Annotated in this window: 12 protein-coding genes; 1 reads left to right on the top strand and 11 read right to left on the bottom strand. The window is 66.6% G+C overall.

Going from position 1 to position 17,928, the window contains the following annotated elements:
- Positions 1–22 precede the first annotated feature (22 nt).
- The 4 genes from ypfJ to AC25Z0_RS09800 all read right to left on the bottom strand — a co-directional run bounded on the left by ypfJ (position 23) and on the right by AC25Z0_RS09800 (position 5,892).
- Entirely contained in the window at positions 23–904 is an 882-nt protein-coding gene (gene ypfJ, locus AC25Z0_RS09785; RefSeq protein ID WP_488133038.1) for a KPN_02809 family neutral zinc metallopeptidase, read from the bottom strand.
- 6 nt (positions 905–910) lie between these two features.
- Positions 911–1,867, bottom strand: coding sequence for a prolyl aminopeptidase (gene pip, locus AC25Z0_RS09790; RefSeq protein ID WP_488133039.1), 957 nt, complete (start codon positions 1,865–1,867; stop codon positions 911–913).
- A gap of 136 nt (positions 1,868–2,003) precedes the next feature.
- Positions 2,004–3,344 (bottom strand): NAD(P)/FAD-dependent oxidoreductase, encoded by a 1,341-nt coding sequence (locus AC25Z0_RS09795; RefSeq protein WP_488133135.1) that lies wholly within the window; start codon positions 3,342–3,344, stop codon positions 2,004–2,006.
- Positions 3,345–3,699: 355 nt separating this feature from the next.
- Positions 3,700–5,892: an acyl-CoA dehydrogenase family protein gene (locus AC25Z0_RS09800; RefSeq protein WP_488133040.1), complete on the bottom strand. Its 2,193-nt coding sequence runs from the start codon at positions 5,890–5,892 to the stop codon at positions 3,700–3,702.
- 298 nt (positions 5,893–6,190) lie between these two features.
- Here AC25Z0_RS09800 and AC25Z0_RS09805 point away from each other — a divergent pair, with 298 nt between their 5' ends.
- Complete coding sequence (locus AC25Z0_RS09805; RefSeq protein WP_488133041.1) at positions 6,191–6,715, top strand: DUF1697 domain-containing protein; 525 nt, start codon at positions 6,191–6,193, stop codon at positions 6,713–6,715.
- Between the two features lie 227 nt (positions 6,716–6,942).
- On the opposite strand, the gene recQ is transcribed toward AC25Z0_RS09805, so the two are convergent.
- From recQ to AC25Z0_RS09840, 7 genes are all read right to left on the bottom strand, one after another.
- Positions 6,943–9,060 (bottom strand): DNA helicase RecQ, encoded by a 2,118-nt coding sequence (gene recQ, locus AC25Z0_RS09810; protein ID WP_488133042.1) that lies wholly within the window; start codon positions 9,058–9,060, stop codon positions 6,943–6,945.
- Positions 9,061–9,298: 238 nt separating this feature from the next.
- Positions 9,299–9,823 (bottom strand): dihydrofolate reductase, encoded by a 525-nt coding sequence (locus AC25Z0_RS09815; protein ID WP_488133043.1) that lies wholly within the window; start codon positions 9,821–9,823, stop codon positions 9,299–9,301.
- Positions 9,824–9,828: 5 nt separating this feature from the next.
- Positions 9,829–10,638, bottom strand: coding sequence for a thymidylate synthase (locus AC25Z0_RS09820; RefSeq protein WP_488133044.1), 810 nt, complete (start codon positions 10,636–10,638; stop codon positions 9,829–9,831).
- 184 nt (positions 10,639–10,822) lie between these two features.
- Entirely contained in the window at positions 10,823–11,512 is a 690-nt protein-coding gene (locus tag AC25Z0_RS09825) for a copper resistance CopC family protein (protein ID WP_488133045.1), read from the bottom strand.
- A 9-nt stretch (positions 11,513–11,521) separates the two neighbouring features.
- Positions 11,522–12,235: a YcnI family copper-binding membrane protein gene (locus tag AC25Z0_RS09830; protein WP_488133046.1), complete on the bottom strand. Its 714-nt coding sequence runs from the start codon at positions 12,233–12,235 to the stop codon at positions 11,522–11,524.
- A gap of 238 nt (positions 12,236–12,473) precedes the next feature.
- Entirely contained in the window at positions 12,474–13,148 is a 675-nt protein-coding gene (locus AC25Z0_RS09835) for a hypothetical protein (RefSeq protein WP_488133047.1), read from the bottom strand.
- Between the two features lie 509 nt (positions 13,149–13,657).
- Positions 13,658–17,704 carry an ExeM/NucH family extracellular endonuclease gene (locus AC25Z0_RS09840; protein ID WP_488133048.1) on the bottom strand — a complete coding sequence of 1,349 codons (4,047 nt, stop codon included), beginning with the start codon at positions 17,702–17,704 and terminating at the stop codon, positions 13,658–13,660.
- Between the last annotated feature and the right edge of the window lie 224 nt (positions 17,705–17,928).

The raw sequence follows: 17,928 nt of genomic DNA on the forward strand, positions 1-17,928 counted from the left end.
CGGGGGCTGCACCGCTGTCTGTTTACAGCGCTGCAGCCGATGGCGTGAAGGTGTCGCAGGCCCCTGCGCCGCCGTTGTAGCCGGTCATGAACCACCTCTGACGCTGCTCGCTTGAGCCGTGAGTCCACCCCTCAGGGTTGACGGAGCCCTGCGTCGATTGCTGGATTCGGTCGTCGCCCACCGCGGATGCCGCACTCAGTGCGTCGGCGATTTGCGCGTCGGTGACCGGTTTCAAGAAGGCAACGCCCGCGTCGTCACGGGTTGTCGATGCCGCCGCCGTCCACGCTCCTGCGTAGCAATCGGCCTGCAACTCGATGCGCACGGAGTTGGAGGCCGCACCCGTCTCGCCGTCCTGGGCGGCAGCCAAAACACCCGTAAGGTTCTGCACGTGGTGGCCCCATTCGTGCGCGACCACGTACATTTCGGCCAGCGGCCCGCCCGACGACCCGAACCGGGTGCGCAGCTCGTCGAAGAACGCGGTGTCGATGTAGATCGTCTGGTCTGGCGGGCAGTAGAACGGCCCTGTGGAACTCGAGGCCGACCCGCAGCCTGTGCTGGCGGCATCCGTGAAGAGCGCGATCGGCTGCGGCGAACTGTACGCCGTGCCGATGGCCGGCAACGCATCTGTCCAGTAGGTGTCGAGCGTTGCAGCCGCGCCCTTCATCCGACAATCGACGTCGGCGTTCGCATCGGCGCCGGTCAGGCACTCGTCGAGGGTCGACGCCTCGCTTGTCGACTGGTCGGTCTCTGCGTTGCCGAGGAGGCCAGACAGGTCGACGCCGAGCAGCTGCGAGAGCACGAACAGTGCGATCACGCCGACCCCGCCGCCGACAGCGACGCCGGTGGTGCGCCCGCGCTTCCGCGCCTTCCCCGAACCGATGTTGGCGTTGTCGTTGAAGGTCATCGAGAGTTACTCCGCAAACAGGTCAGTGGCTGCAATGAGGGCATCGAGGATGCCGGGCTCGTCGAACGCATGCCCGGCGTCTGGAACCATGGTGAAGTCGGCTTCCGGCCAGGCCCTGTGCAGGTCCCAGGCGGTGAACGCCGGGGTGCACATGTCGTAGCGGCCCTGCACGATGACCGACGGGATGTCCTTCAGTTTCGTCGAGTCGCGGATGAGCTGGTTGGGCTCGAACCAGCCGTTGTGCTGGAAGTAGTGGTTCTCGATGCGCGCGAAGGCGACGGCGTACGACGGTTCGGTGAACCGAGCGATCGTGTCCGGCTGCTGCAGCAACGTGATGGTTGATGATTCCCAGGTCGACCAGGCGATGCCGGCCCGCTCGCGCACGGCCTTGTCGTCGTCGTGAAGCAACCGGCCGTACGCCTGGATGAGGTGGGATCGCTCGGCCTCGGGGACGGGGGCGATGAAGTTCTCCCACAGGTCGGGGTAGATGGCCGCTGCGCCACCCTCGTAGAACCAGTCAAGCTCGATCGGGCGCAAGGTGAAGATGCCGCGGAGGATCAGTTCGGTGACCTGCTCAGGGTGCGTCTCGGCGTAGGCGAGTCCGAGGGTGCTCCCCCACGATCCGCCGCACACCAACCAGCGATCGATGCCGAGGTGCTCGCGCAGTTTTTCCATGTCGGCGACGAGGTGCCACGTGGTGTTCGTGCTGAGGTCGGCATCCGCTGCACTCGCGTGTGGGGTGCTCTGGCCGCAGCCACGCTGGTCGAACAGGATGATGCGGTACTTCTCAGGGTCGAACACCCGGCGCTGTGCGGGGCTCGATCCGCCGCCTGGGCCGCCATGCAGGTACACGGCCGGCTTGCCCTCCGGATTGCCAGAGGTTTCCCAATAAATGGTCTGGCCGTCACCGACGTCAAGCATGCCGGTTTCGTACGGCTGGATTTCAGGATAGAACTCTCGCATAGAACGAGCCTATTGGCCGTACCCCGTGTACAGGGGTATTGACGTTCCGGGCGTCGGGGGGTCGCGGGCTGCCGTGGTTGCCGGGTGTCGACGTCGTTCTGACTTCGTTGCGACTCGGTTGTGACCTGGTGCTGACCTAGTGGCGCCCCGTGACCACATCGGCCAGCGAGGCAATCGGCGACGTAGCTGCCCGCCCGCGGGCCTCTGCCCTGTCGGCGGCGTGATAGGCGGCATAGAGTCCGTGCACAGCAACCCAGCGCAGCGGTTCGATCTCCCAGTTGCGCACCCGGTGGTTCACCCACGGCAGCCTGGCAAGCTCGGTGTCGCGGCCGAGGATCAGGTCGGCCAGTGTGCGTCCCGCCAGGTTGGTGGCGGTGACGCCCGTGCCGACGTAACCACCGGCCCACGCGAGACCGGATGCCGGATCGAGTCCCACCGTCGCCGCCCAGTCCCTCGGCACCCCGAGTACGCCTGACCAGGCGTGGTCGATCGCGGCATCCGCTGTGCCTGGGAAGAAGCGGGTGAGGAGGGCGCGCAACGAGTCGATGGTGCCCTGTGGCGTCTGGCCGTCGGCGTCGACGCGGGAGCCGAACCGGTATGGCACGCCGCGGCCGCCGAACGCGATGCGGTCGTCGCGCGTGCGCTGCGCGTACATGTAGACGTGGGCGAAGTCGCCGAGGGTCTCGCGACCCTCCCAGCCGATGCCTGCCCAGGTTGCGGCGTCGAGCGGTTCGGTCACGATGAGGGATGAGTTCATGGGCAGCCAGGTGCGGTGCTGGCCGGCCAGCCCGGCGGTGAAGCCCTCTGTGGCTCGCACCACGTACGTCGCGTTCACCACGGCGCCGTCGTCGGTGACCGCGCGGTGCGGCAGAATCTCGCGCACGCGGGTGCCTTCATAAATTCTCACGCCCAGCTTTTCCACCACGTCGGCCAGGCCGCGCACCAGTTTGGCCGGGTGGATGCGCGCACAATGCGGGTGCACGACACCGCCGAGCGTGCCGGCGACGTTGATGCGCGCCTGGCTCTCCGCCGCGCTCAGGACCTCGAGGTCGACATCCGTTTCCCACTGCCGCTCTGCGGCGGCGAAGCTGTCGAGCCTGGCCAGCTGGGCCGGGTTCATCGCGACGGTCAGCTCGCCGCCCTTGACGATGTCGGCGTCGATGCCCTCGGCCGTGGCGACCGCGATGACCTCGTCGACGCTCTGCGTCATTGCACGCTGCATCGCGACGGCCGCTGCCCTGCCGTGGGATTTCACGTATTGCTCGCGGCCTCCAGTCACGGAGTTGGTGAGCCAGCCGCCGTTGCGTCCGGACGCGCCGAACCCGGCGAAGCGCGCCTCGACGATCACGATCTCAAGCTCCGGTGCCGCCTTCTTCAGGTAGTAGGCGGTCCAGAGTCCCGTGTACCCGGCGCCGACGATACAGACGTCGGCGGTGATGTCGGCATCGAGCGCTGGCCTGGGGATGGGGAGCCCCATCGCGTCGTACCAGAACGAGACTTTGCCGGTTGTCGTTGTCACGGTGCTCCAGGGGTGTGAGGGCTCGAGGAGCGCAAGGTGATCGAGGTTCGTGAGGTGCTCGAGGTCGGCTGCTCCGGGATCCAAATGGGGTGAGTGAACCGTACCGCTGCCGTCTCGAAAACACGGCGAGCCACTCCCGGCGAGGTGAGCGTTGCCTGCGCAGGCGCCGGCTCGAAACCGCCTGCCGACAGCGTCGCCGCGCCCGTTTCGGTTCATCGCGCCCGCGATAGCCGGCGCGACGAGCCAGAGCGGGCGCGGTGAACCATTGCGAGCGGACCGCGGCGACCCCTGGGCGATCGCCGAGGTGGTGCCGCTATTTCGCGGGCGTCCGCGCGGCGGGCTTCTTCGCCGGCTTGTGCGACTTCTTGGTGAGGGTCTTCTCGTCGATCGGGGCCGTGCCACTCGCGCGGAGGGCACGGTAGTACTCGCGGGCCTCCTCTTGGCGTTCGCGTTCGATGCCCGACGAGATCGGTGCGCGCAGGTGCTCCTGCGTGTAGCCGAATGCGTCGACCAGATCGAGTGCATGCGGGCGGAGCCGTGCGATGAGGCGATCGATGTACGCGGTGACGGCCTGTGCGCGGGGGGCAGACATCCGTCCGTTCATCAGGTACCAAGCCAGGTGCGTCTCGACCAGGCCGAGCCCGAACAGGTCGCGCAGCCAGGTGAGCACCTGTTTGGTGCCCGCGTCCTCGGTGCGCTCAAGCGCCCGGGTGAAGGCTTCCCACTGCAGCAGTTCACCGTGCGCGCGGGCCGCCTCGATGAGAGCGTTCTGGTTGGCGTTGAACAGGTCGGCCGCTGCCGACTTCGACAGCTTGCTGGCCGGGCGCAGCTTGGCGGCGATGTCGGCGATCATGGTCTCGACGCGGTCGGTGAGCAGCGCGTGCTGCACGTCGGTGTCCCTGAGCGCCCCAACTGAGCGGGCGATCACGCCACGGTCGACAACGAGCTGCCTGAGGGTGCGGAGGCCGCTGCCCGCATATGCCTTTCCAGCGGCCTGCTTGACGACGAAGCGGGCGAGGGCGCCGGCATCCGCTGAAGCGAACTGCTTGCTGTAGTCGGTGAGCAGCCGCTTGGCGACCAGCTGCAGCAGCACGTTGTTGTCGCCCTCGAAGGTGGTGAAGACGTCGAGGTCGGCGCGCAAGCCAACGAAGCGGTTGGCCGCGATGAAGCCGGCGCCACCGCAGGCTTCGCGCGACTCCTGCAGCGTGTCGAGCGCATGCCAGGTTGACAGCGGCTTGAGGACAGCCGCGAGGGTTTCGAGGTCTTGCCTGTCGTCATCCGTGTCGGCCGAGCCGTTGAAGACGGCGTCGAACTTCACCAGGAATTCGTCATGGGCGAAGTTCTGCGCGTAGGTAGTCGCCAACAGCGGGAAGAGGCGGCGCTGGTGGCGCTGGTAGTCGAGGATGACCTCTTCGTCGGTGTCGCTACCTGCGGTGAATTGGCGGCGCTGGCTGCCGTAGGTGATCGCGATGGCGAGGGCCATGGCAGAGGCCTGCACGGCTGAACCGTCGAGCGAGACGCGACCCTGCACGAGGGTGCCGAGCATGGTGAAGAAGCGGCGACCCGGGCTCTTGATCGGGCTGCTGTACGTGCCGTCCGGCTCCACATTGCCGTAGCGGTTGAGCAGGTTCTCGCGCGGGACACGTACGTTTGTGAAGTGCAGGCGGCCGTTATCGATGCCGTTCAGCCCGCCCTTCAGCCCGTCATCCTCGCCGCCGATGCCGGGCATGAACGCACCGGTCTCGTCGCGGATCGGCACGTAGAAGGCGTGCACGCCGTGGTTGACGCCTGCGGTGATGAGCTGCGCAAAGAGCACGGCCGCGATGCCGTCGTTGGCCGCGTTGCCGAGGTAGTCCTTCCACGCCGCGCGGAACGGTGTGTTGATGACGAACTCTTCGGTGTCGGCGTCATACGTAGCCGTCGTGCCGACGCTGGCGACATCGGAGCCGTGGCCGATCTCGGTCATGGCGAACACGCCGGGCACGTCGAGGCTCATGATGCCTGGCAGGTACTTCTGGTGGTGCGACTCTGTGCCGAGGTGCAGCACGGCAGCGCCGAACAGTCCCCATTGCACGCCGGCCTTGATCTGCAGGCTCGGGTCGGCGGAGATGAGTTCTTCGAAGCCGGCGATGTTGCCGCCGTGGTCATCGCGGCCACCGAGGTAGCTGGGGAACGCGCGGTGCACGTGACCGTTGTGGGCGAGGATCTTGAGCTGGCCGAACACACGCTTGCGGTGGTCGGCCATCGACTGGCCTTCGATGCGCTGCATCTCCGGACGTGCCGCCATGTTGCGGGCGGCCAGGCGCACATCCGCCCAGGTTCCGAGCAGCTGGCGACCGAGCGCGGCGACGTCAACGGTCGGCGCCGTCGGGTCACCGGCCACCTTGATCGGGCCGGTGTCGACGCTCGGGTCGACGCGGGCTGCCGGGGCTGTGCCGCCTGCAGGTGCTGTGCTTGGTGCGTTCGATTCGGAATCGAATGCCGGGCGCTGGGTCGTGTCAACCATCGTTGGTCCTCATTCTTGTGCGCGGTGTGAAGTCACTGCCCACGCTATGGCTGCCGCGGGACGCGCAGAAATACCCCGTGAGGCGGCTACAAAGAAGCATGCGTCGCCCGGCATCCGTTCTGTAGGTTTCCTCAACGAGAGGCCGATGCGGCCTGCGACGGCCCACAAGCGCGGCGCCCACGACGGCCGCGGGAGACCCAGCGACGAGCCGAGAGGCGCAGCGGTGCGTTGGGTGCAGCTCCTGCGACGCCGACCAGCGCCGAGTGGCAGGGTCGGTGGCGAACGCTATTCTCGGCTCATGACTCGTTTTGTAGCACTCCTGCGCGGCGTGAATGTGGGCGGCATCACCATGAAGATGACGGATGTCGCAGCCACGTTCACCGACCTCGGCCTGGACAACGTCAAGACAGTTCTTGCCAGCGGAAATGTGTTGTTCGACTCGCCAGCCACTGCGCATGGACTGAAACCGCTCATCGAGAAGGCGCTCGGCGACCGGTTCGGCTACGAGGCGTGGGTGCACGTGCTCGACGTCGACACCATTCGGCAGATCATCGACGCGTTCCCGTTCGATGCGGAACGCGAGGGGTGGCACCCGTACGTCATCTTCACCATGGACCCGGCGCTGGCCTCTGAGCTGCTCGAGTGGCAAGACAAACTCGATGCGGTCGCAGAGAGCATCCGCCCTGGTGACGGCGTGATCTATTGGACCGTCGAACGCGGCAACACGCTTGGCAGTGCATTCGCCAAGGAGACGGCGCGCAGCCGACACAAGGCCAGCACGACGACGCGCAACCTGCGCACCCTACAGAAGCTGGTGAAGTGATGGCTGACCTCGCTGCAGAACTCTTGCAATTCGTAACTCCTGCAATTCGTAACTCCTGCAATTCGCCCTCAATCGGGCCGAGACGGCACCTTTTGCCCCATCGCGGCAAAACAGCAGGAGTTATGCAGACGACGTGCCACGCAGAAGCCAAGCCGTGGCGCAGAGAGCAGAGAGAGCAGAGACGGCAGTGACGGCAGCGACGGCGGCCTGCAAGCAGCGGCTGCGGGCTAGGAGGCCCCGGCCACCACGGCGAGCAGCTTCTCGCCATAGGAGTCGAGCTTCTTCGCACCGATGCCGGAGATGCCGTCAAGGTCGGCCAGCGTTGCGGGCTTTGCCGTCGCCACCGCGATGAGTGTCGCGTCGCCGAAGACGATGTAGGCGGGAACGCCCTGCTCGCGCGCCTCGGCCGAACGCCAGGCGCGCAGCGCCTCGAACAGTTCTTCCTGGGCTGGGGACAGGTCGGCGACGCCGGCCTTCGCCGCGCTCTTTGCAGCGCCCGACCGACGCGCAGGTCGTTCGGCGCGTTCCGGCTCGTGGCGGAGATCGACGGTGCGCTTGCCGGCGAGCACGTCGGTGGCGGCATCCGTCACTGCGAGCGTTCCGTACTCGCCGTGGGTCGCGATGAGGCCTTGCGCGAGCAGCTGGCGCACGACGCCGCGCCACTGCTGGTCGCTGAGATCTGCGCCGATGCTCCACGTGGCGAGTTGATCGTGACCGTGCTGGGTGACGCGCGGAGTTGTCTTGCCGCGCAGGATGTCGACGAGGTGCCCGGCGCCGAAGCGCTGGTTGCGTTCGCGGTGCAGGCGCACGATGGTCGACAGCAGTTTCTGGGCTGGGACGGTGCCGTCCCACGCTTCCGGCGGGGTGAGGCAGGTATCGCAGTTGCCGCAGGGCGCGCTGGTCTGACCGAAGTAGCGGAGCAGGTTCACGCGGCGGCAGTCGACGGTCTCGCAGAGCGCGAGCATGGCGTCGAGGTGCGCTGAGAGCTTGCGGCGGTGCGCGAGGTCGCCGGGCGACTCGTCGATCATGCGGCGCTGCTGCACGACATCCTGCAGGCCGTAGGTGAGCCAGGCGGTGGATGGCAGGCCGTCGCGACCGGCGCGACCCGTCTCCTGGTAGTAGCCCTCGACGCTCTTGGGGAGGTCGATGTGGGCCACGAAGCGCACGTCTGGCTTGTCGATTCCCATGCCGAACGCGATGGTGGCGACGATGATCACGCCATCCTCGCGGAGGAATTTGGACTGGTTGCGCGCGCGAATCCGCGCGTCGAGACCCGCGTGGTAGGGCAGTGCGTTCAGGCCGCTGGCCTGCAGGAACTCGGCCGTCGCCTCGACCGACTTGCGGCTGAGCGCGTAGACGATGCCGGCGTCATCGGGGTGCTCTGACTTGATGAAGTTCAGGAGCTGCTTGCGCGGCTCTGCCTTGTTCACAATGCGGTACTGGATGTTCGGCCGGTCGAAGCTGGCGACGAAGTGCTTGGCCTCCTGCAACTGCAGGCGGCTGGTGATTTCCTGGTGCGTGGCATCCGTCGCCGTGGCAGTGAGCGCGATGCGCGGCACGTCTGGCCAGCGATCGGCGAGCTCAGACAGCGCGAGATAGTCGGGCCGGAAGTCGTGCCCCCACTGCGACACACAGTGCGCCTCGTCGATGGCGAACAACGCGATGGTGCCGCGGGCGAGGAACTGCTTGGTGGCCTCTGAGGAGAGTCGCTCCGGCGCGACGTAGAGCAGGTCGAGGTCGCCAGCGAGGTAGTCGCGTTCAACCTGGTTGCGGGTCGCGGCATCCTGGCTGGAGTTGAGGAAGGCGGCACGCACACCAACGGCGGTGAGGGCATCGACCTGGTCCTGCATGAGCGCGATGAGCGGGGAGACAACGATGCCGGTGCCTTCACGCACCAGGGACGGGATCTGGTAGCAGAGGCTCTTACCGCCACCGGTCGGCATGAGCACGACGGCGTCGCCGCCACCGATGAGCTGCTCGATGATGTCGGCCTGCTCGCCACGGAACGAGTCGTATCCAAAGACGGTGTGTAGCGCCTCGGCTGCCGTGGCGAATTTAGCGGGTGCCTGGCGGCGGGGCGCCTGCGCGCGAACGAACTGGTCCTGGCCAAAGCCACCGGTCTGGCCGGCCGCGGCGTTTGCGCCGACGCGTGTGCCAGCGTTTCCGCCCGTGCCGCTCAGCGGTTCTGCCCCACCTGGACCGCCCGCGAACTCGTACCCGTAGTCGGGCGGAGGCGGAGCGTTGTAATCGTAAGGGTCATCCGGAGCGTACGAGTCGTCTGGGATGTAGTCGTCTGGCGGGGTGAGCTCATCGGGGTTCCGGGACAACTCAGCATTCCAACTCACTCGGCAACTCTACCCGGGGCATCCGGCACGAACCTGTATGCGCGCACCCTGTGGGCGGTTGCGCGGTGTGGATAACTCCGCCCGGCGGCCGCGGAGGCGTTCACGGCCGTCTCGAGGCCCAGAGTGCAGCGTTTGTCCAGCCAGATTTCGAGACACTCGCTGGCGCTCGCTCCTCAATCAACGGGGTGGGGCATGTGTCCCACTCGCTTGCGCTCGCTCCTCAATCAACGAGGTGAGCTCAGTCGCGCTCGTAGCGCACGAAGCGGTACTCGAGGCCCGTGCTCGACGTGTGCCAGTCATCCTCAGGGTCGATGTCCTCGACGTACCAGCTGGGGTCGATGGGAGGCGCGACGGCATCGCCCTCGAACGCCGCGCGGAGTTCGGTGACCTCGAGGCGGTCAGCGCGGTCGATGACCTCCGCGTAGATCTGTGCACCGCCGATGACCCAGACGAACTGTTCTTCCGAATCAGAGGCGTCGGCGCCGTCACCGGCGGCGAGTGCGAGTGCGTCGTCGATCGAGTGCACGACATCGACATCCGCTTCGTGCCAATCGGCCTGTCGCGTGACGACGATGTTGCGACGGCCGGGCAGTGGCCGGAAGCGCGGCGGGAGCGAGTCCCAGGTCTTGCGACCCATGATCACGGCGCCGCCGAGGGTGACCGCCTTGAAGTGGGCGAGATCTTCCGGCACGTGCCACGGCATGGTGCCGTCTTTACCGATGACTCCGCCGTCGGCCTGCGCCCAGACCAGTCCGATCTTCACGGGCGTCAGACCGCGACCGCGCCACGAATGGCGAGGTGGTGCTGGTAGTTCTCGATGGCCAGGTCGCTGAACTCGTAGTCGAAGATGCTGTCACGCTTGTTCACGATTTTCAGCTGCGGGAACGGGTACGGCTCACGGGTGAGCTGCTCCGTCACCTGCTCGACGTGGTTGTCGTAAATGTGGCAGTCGCCGCCGGTCCAGACGAAGTCGCCGACCTCGAGGCCGACCTGCGCGGCAACGAGGTGGGTGAGCAGCGCGTAGCTGGCAATGTTGAATGGCACGCCAAGGAATAGGTCGGCGCTCCGCTGGTAGAGCTGGCACGACAGCTTGCCGTCGGCCACATAGAACTGGAAGAGCGCGTGGCACGGCGCGAGCGCCATGTTCGGGATGTCGGCGGGATTCCAGGCAGACACGATCAGTCGGCGAGAGTCCGGCGTGGCCTTGATCGCCTCGAGGACCTCGGAGATCTGGTCGATCTGCTCGCCGCTGGGGGTGGGCCATGAGCGCCACTGCACGCCGTAGACCGGGCCGAGTTCGCCGGCGGCATCCGCCCACTCGTCCCAAATCGTGACGCCGTTCTCACGCAGCCACTGCACGTTGCTCTCGCCGCGCAGGAACCAGAGCAGCTCGTACGCGATCGACTTGAAGTGCACGCGCTTGGTCGTGATCAGCGGGAAGCCCTCTGACAGGTCGAAGCGCAGCTGGCGACCGAAGACACTGCGGGTGCCCGTCCCGGTGCGATCGGACTTGTGTGCCCCGTTCTCGAGGGTGTCGCGCAGCAGGTCTTCGTATGGGGTGGGGATCGCAGAGGTCACGCCTCGATGGTACCTGAGCAGCTCGGAGATCCGCTGGATGCGCTGCCCCTGATCCCCTCGCATCCGCGCGAGGGCATTACTTCGTTCGCGAGAGCGCACTGTGTGTCGGTCTCGATATCTCGAAACGACACACAGTGCGCTCTCGCGGCCAGGGCAGTGCAGCGCAGAGCGGCGGGGCGCGGCGCTACTCGCTGGGCGGCGGGGTCTTCTTCTTACGCGTGACGATCAGCAGCGTGCCGATCACCGCGAGCGCGACGGCGCCGACCGCGGCCGCGATCCACAGCACGTCGGCCAGTTCGGCACCCGTTGCAGCGGATGCCTCCGCCGACGCATCCGAGGACGGCGCCGCTCCCGCCGGTTCCGTTCCGCCGCAATCCGGCGGGGTGGGCGAGCCCTCGGCGAGAACCTGCCCGTCCGCCGGCTGCCACGTGAAGCTGTATTGGCCGGAGATCGTGTGGCTGTCGGTCGACACCGCCTGCCAGGTCACCGTGTACTCGCCTGGCTGGCCGAGCTCCGCCGACATCTCCAGCGTTGGGCCGAAGATCGCGGCACAGCCGTCGCCATAGTAGAGCGGGGTTGCGGCATCCGCTGGCCCCGCAATCTGCATGGCCATGCTGGTGCCCGTGCCGCCGATATCGAGCAGGTTGTCGCTCGTCATCACGCTGAACAGGCCGGGCTGCTCCGTGACGACCTCGCCCGAGTTCGGCGTGGTGCTGATCACAGAGTTGTGCGCGAAGGCAGGCGCTGCGCTGAGTCCCAGCGCGGCCACGACGACCGATGCGCCCAGCGCCCAGCCCGCCAGCCGACGCCGAATGGTCGCGCCGGTCGCGCCGGTACTGTGCGTCCGCCCCGTCATACCCGTCCTGTTCGTCATGACTGCCGCCTACGCTGAGTGCTTGCGACGGGCGGTGACGGCCAGCACGATGCCGACTGCGCCGACGACCAGGCCGCCGATTCCGAGCACCCGAGCGATCGTGTCGCCCGACTCTCCCGCGTCTGAATCGTGGGCCGCAGCGGATGCGTCATCGTCGTCCGTGGCCGCGCCATGGTGGTCGGCGGCCACCGCGTCGGTCACTGCGATCGACGGGGCAGGGTGCTCCGGCTCGGCTTCGCCGTCTTTCTGCACGTCGGTCCAACTGGTCGAGCCGACCTCGCAGGTCTGCACGACCGGGAACGCGAGTGTGGTTCCGGCCGCGTCCTCGGGCAGCAGCACGCTGAGCGCAAATGTGTCGCGCAGGCCATCGGCCAGCGGCTCGGCGGCCGTGTACACGATCTGGCCCGTGCGGGTGGTGATGGTGTTCCCGTGGCCGTCATCCAGCGGCTCTGCGAGGTCGACCGCCACCTTTTCGACAGCCCAGTTCGGGTTGACGGTCGGTGCGACGCTCGTAACGCTCTCCGGGATCTCGATGGCGATCGACGTGGTGGCCGACCCCTCGCATCCGTGGGACAGCGCGAACGTGAGTACGGAGTACGAGCCAGCCGCGGTCGAGGTCGGTGCCACCGACACGTGAGCGCTGGCCGACAGCGGCACGGCAACGGCCATGAGCACGCCGGCGGCGAGGGCGGATGATGCGAGGGCTGTGGCGCGAATCTTCATGAAAGTCCTTTGTGGGTTGTGCAGGGGCACGCATCGATCAGCGGATGCTGTGCTCACGGGCCAGCGCGGCGCCGTGCGCGACACGGGGTCGAGAACGCACGGGCACGGCGATTGTGAGGCGTCACGCGCGTTCGATGCGTGCGTGATTCAGAGTGGGTCGGCGGCGCGTGCCTGCATCAATCCGGCGTCCGCACGGCACGACTCGAAGGGGAGTCGGCAGGACGGGCGGTACTGATGGCTAGGTCGCGCAGAGGGCGAGCGGCGGCCCGCGATGCCGCATCGTCGACAGCAACGTCGACAGCGCACGCGGCACAAAAACCCGCGCGACCGGCGGAACGGCCTGCGTGCTGCCGGGAACATCAACCGGCGCAATCGGCGCCCACACAGAGCGGATGGCCAGGGCAGCGCTGGCGAAGAGGCTCCAGAAAGCACGTTCACCGTGGCGCAGCATGACGATGGTGAGCACGGCAGCAATGGCGTGCGCGACCCACATGCCGGCATCGTGGGCGAACATGCTGTGCACAGGAGCGCTCACTGGAATAAGCACGTCGGTGACCGGCGCCAGGCTGGTGACGACCTCGTGCTGGTGCACTCCCAGGCCCGGCGCTGCTGCGGCAACAGTGCCCGCCGAGTGCGTGACGACGTTGCTGCCGACGATGCTGCCGGCGGACCCGAGTGAGAACAGGCCGTGGAAGATGAGCTGGCTGAACGCCACCGATATTCCGGTGCGCCAAAGCGACAGCGTGCGGCCAGCGAGTGCGATGCAGAGGATGCCGGCGAAGGCGAGGGACAGCACGACCGCGAGCAGTCCAGGAGCAGATCCGCCACCGAGCGTGTGGGAGAGCGCGGCAACGAACGTCGCGAACAGGGCGACGATCCAGCCGCGAGCGACGCGCGCCCAGCGTGTAGCCATGATCACTCCCTTCGCCCTGCTGTCAACGATACCGGGATGAGCATCCGTCATCGAATTGGGTCTCGCTGCTCGATGAGCGCTCGAGCAACGAGGACGTGTCGCGAAAACAGGATGAATCGGCCATATGTCGTCGAAAACAGGAAGAATCCGCCTATTCCGGGTCACGCGTCCTGTATTCGCGACGCCCGCAGTTCCGAGCGGGCGCGCCGCCGGCGTGCTCCACGTTCGAGCCCGGTAGGCCGCCAACGCATTTCACTCGCAAGAAATCGACCCAAAGCGTCAGTTTTAGGTCGATTTCTTGCGAGCGGATGCCGGCAGGCGAGCATGTGGACTGCCAGAAGTTGGGCCGGGGGTGTCAGGTCTCGAGACGGCCGCGAGCGGCCTCTTCTACCAACGGAAGGAGCACGACCAAAGCCCCGCGCGTATTCGCACGGGGCCCCGGTGGTCGTCGGTGTCGGTCAGTCCGACATCCGGTCAGTCCGACATCCGGTCAGTCAGTACAGCGGCACTCAGTACAGCAGCAACAGGTCCGGCCAGCTGACCGAGGCCTTTACCAGGTCAGACCCGCCGTACTGCGCGGTGAGAATGTGCAGGCCGCGGCTGAGCTTCGGCAGCGTGATCGTGGCCTTGCCGTTCGAATCGGCCGTGAGGGTGACGGTTGCGATGGCCTTGCGTCCGTCGTACACCGTGACGGTTCCCGTCGGCTTCACCACCGCTCCGTCCTTGCCAGCAGCAGCCTTCACCGTCACCGTGTACTTCACCGTGGAGCTCGCGCTGGCCAGCAACTTGCTTGCAGACCCGTCGGTCGTGCTGTTCACCTTGACCGGCACCGGCACGTCCTTCTTGGTGATGGTGATCGGCACCGAGACCGCGGTTCCCGTTCCCGCGACGCTGATCACGAGTTGCTGCGCACCAACGACGCCATCGGGGATGGTGATCGACAGCGATGCGCGGCCCACCTCATCCGTGGTGTCGACGATGGCCGGATCGATAGCCGCCGTGCCGAGCGAGACTCCGCCAAGCGATACGTCAACCGTCGTGCCGGCAGGCTCACCGGCGCTGAACAGCAGCGACGACAGCCCGAGGGTCACGACGTCGCCGGCGCTGTAGCCGTCGGCATCCGCTGCACTCTGCACCACACCGACGGCACGCTGCGCGTAGTCGGGTGACGCGGTCTTGGCGTCCTTGAAGTAGTCGACCATGGACTGCAGGTCGACCTTTCCGGTGTCAGCCTTGGCGGTTCCGGAGGCGAAGGCACCGAAGTTGTCTCCACCGGATGCCAGGAACGAGTTCACGACGACGACATAGCTGGCCGTCGGCGAGATCTCCGTGCCGTTCAGCAGGATGTGCGTCACGTGCGACCCTGCGGCTGCCGTTGGATCGTACGTGTATGACAGCGCCTTCGACGCACCGAGCTTGAGGAACGGCCTGGCCGCACCCGTCGGCTGCCACTGCTGCTCGAGCACCTGCTTGACCTGCGCTCCCGTGAGGTTCATCGTCACGAGCGTGTTGGCAAACGGCTGGACGCTCGCGGCTTCCTTGTAGGTGAGGTTGCCATTCGGATCGCTCGCACCGGTCGACGCGAACTTCAGGTCGGTGCGGAGGCCGCCAGGGTTCATGAACGCGATCTGCGCGCCCGATGCCTGGGTCGACCACAGCTGCACGTCGGCGACGAAGTTGCTCAGCGTCGACTCACCGCCGCGGTTCTCCGCCCCTGCCGTCTGCTTGGCCCGGTTGAAGTCGGCGGTGATGTCGCCGACCTTGACCCCTCCGAGCACGCTGGCCTCTGCCGTCGCGGCTGCGACGATCGGGGTCACGGCCGGGTCGGCCGGGTAGAGCGCGACCGGCGGGGTGACGGCGGTGTTCATCAGCGGCAGCACCGTGTTACTGATCGACAGCAGTTCTTTGGACTGCGGGTTCACCGAGATGCTCATCAGGCCGAAGTTCTCGCCGTACTGGCCGGAGGACACCACGGGGCGCCCGTCGATCACGTGGTTGTACGCGAGGTGCGTGTGTCCGGAGACGATCGCGTTGACGTCGGAATCGACGCCGTTGACGATCTTGCCGAACGACGAGTTGTCGGTGGCCGAGGCGATGTTCGTGGTGGCCGCGCCCTCGTGCACGAGCAGGATGACGACATCCGCTTCGCCGTTGGCCGTATCACCGTCGCGCAGGTTGTCTGCGACCCGGTTGACCTCGGTTGTGACATCGCGGATGTCGAGATTCTCGATTCCAGACGGGCTCACGAGCGAGGGCAGGTCGTTGGTGACGGCGCCGATGAATCCGACGGAGACACCGCTGAACGACTTGACGAAGTACTCCGGCAGGGCGGGCTTCCCCGTTGTCTTGTCGTACACGTTCGCGCCGAGGTACTCCCAGAGCGCGCGCGGCACGATGCGGTCGGTGAGGTCGGCGAAGCCCTGGTCGAACTCGTGGTTGCCCACGGAGCTGACGTCGAGTCCTGCCACGTTCAACGCGTCGATCGTCGGGTTGTCGTTCTGGATGAACGAGGTGAACGTCGAGGCTCCGACGAGGTCACCGGCGGCGGCGAAGACCGTGTTCGGGTTCTGGGCCCTGATCTGCTTGACCGCTCCGGAGAGCACCGCGGCTCCGCCGGACGGCGAGGCCTGCTCGATACGACCGTGGAAGTCGTTGACCGTCACGACGTTGATGTCAACGGGAACGACCTCATCGGTGATGCCGACGATGATCGGGTCGTGGTCGCTTGAGCGGTACGGCGTGCCGGCTTCTGTGGCGCCGAAACCGTAGCCGCGGTCGGACCATTCGGCCGAGTTGATGCCCCAGACGCCGGTTCCGGTGATGGTCGCGGCCAGTGACGGCGTTGCGATCGCGTGGTCGAGCGAGCCCAGCTCCCCGTTGAAGCTGTAGGTGTACTGGTCGTCGGTCTGCGCCGGAACGAGGTCGACGTAGCCGGCCTCAGCGAAGACGTTCAGCGGGTCTTCCTGCGCGTAGGCGTTGAAGTCTCCGAGCAGCAGCACGTCAGCGCTGCCGGATGTCGCCTGCAGCTCTTCGACGAAGCTCACGACGGCCTTGGCCTGGGCGACACGTTCGGTGTTGAACAGCCCCTGGCCGTCGGCCGGCTCAGCGCCGTCACCACTCTTGGACTTGAAGTGGTTCGCCACCACGGTGACCGTCTTGCCGTTGAAGCTGAACGTCTGGGCGATCGGTTCGCGTGCGATGTTCCACACGGTCTCGTCGACCTGAGTCTGGCTGGCACCGACAGGGGTGACGGCGGCCTTCTTGTAGATGATGGCGGTGGTGATGGCATCCGTGATGGCCGCGTCGTTCAGGGCGGCCGGCGTCGGCACGAATGCCCAGACCTCGCTGCCGAGTGCGGTGTTCAGCCCGCTCACCAGGTCGGCGAGTGCCGAGTCGATGGGCTTGCCGAGCTTCACGGAGTTCTCGATCTCCATCAGGCTCACAACGTCGGCATCGAGGCCGTTGATCGCCGAAACGATCTTGGACTTCTGGATGTCGAACTGGGCCTGGGTGGCAGCTCCACGCGCAGCAGAGTTCTCACTCGTCAGGGTGGTGAAGTAGTTGTAGACGTTGAAGGACGCGGCCTTGATGTCGCCGCCAACCTCTGGCGGGGCATCCGTGCGGGGATTCGACGCCTCAAACGTTGGCTTATACGTGGCCGCGCTGGTGTTGTCGATGGGCACCGTCGGCTGCAGTCGCCAGTCGTCGAAACCGTAGGAGAGCACGTACGGCTGGGCCGGCCATTCGACCTTGTCGCCGAGGCGCACGGTCGTGTCGGTGGTGAAGTACGGCTGCTCGCCGAGGTGATCCTTGTTGCTGACCTGGATGCTGTAGCCGTCGTCGAGGAAGATCCGGTTCGCCCGGTTCTCCGCCGCGATGGCGTTCGCAGCCTCGCCTGGACGCACCTGTTCAGTGCTCTTGACGAGCGGCGCATCGCCGGCAGAAAGCCACAGCGTGCCGAAGTTGTAGAGCTGGTGCGATGAACCGAGGCGGTAGGTGCCCGCCGGCTCGACCAGCATGCTCTCGAAGCGCTCCCGATCAGCGCCCACCACGGTGTCGGGGAGCGGCGTCACTGCCGGAACTCCGACGCCTGGCGTGACCAGTTCAACGGCTCCTGCAGCGGATGCCGTGATCTGCGTCAGCCCGAAGTACTCACTGACGGCGCCGGTCACGCGAACCAGGTCGCCGATGGCGACACCGGGGTTGGCGTTGCCGAGGAAGACGAAGACCGCGTTGGACGCGTCTCCTGCGGTTCCCTCTCCGCCGGTACCGGCCGACTGGATGTACACGCCCTTGTAGCCGCCGACGCGGTGGTCTGCGGTGACGATGCCCTCAACGGTGACCGCGGATCCGACCAGCGGACTGGCGGTGCCGGTGCCCTGCACCTCTGCGATGGTGTTGCTGACCTCGGCCGCCCATGCAGGGGCAGCGACCAGGGAGGACAGGCCGACGACGGTTGCGGTGGCCATGGCGATGGCGAGTGGTCGCCGTCGACGTGCTGGCTGTGGTGCAGATCGGTCGGCCGGGTGGGCCGATCCGAGGGAGACGTGATTCAAGACAGTGCTCCTCGCGTAGGTGAACAGTGATTGCGTGGACGGTGATGTGGTGCAACCGACCGACCTGTCCACCCTTATTCGGGGTGCACCTCTTCGGGGGTCAGCGCTGAGTCTAGGGATTTCCTGAGAGCCCCACCAGATCACGCTGTGAAATGACATCTGCTCTTAAGTTGCCCGACACGCAGAGCTGCACATATGCGTAATGGGATGCTACGTAGCCGCCC

The sequence above is a fragment of the Leifsonia sp. Y862 genome (assembly GCF_057669585.1).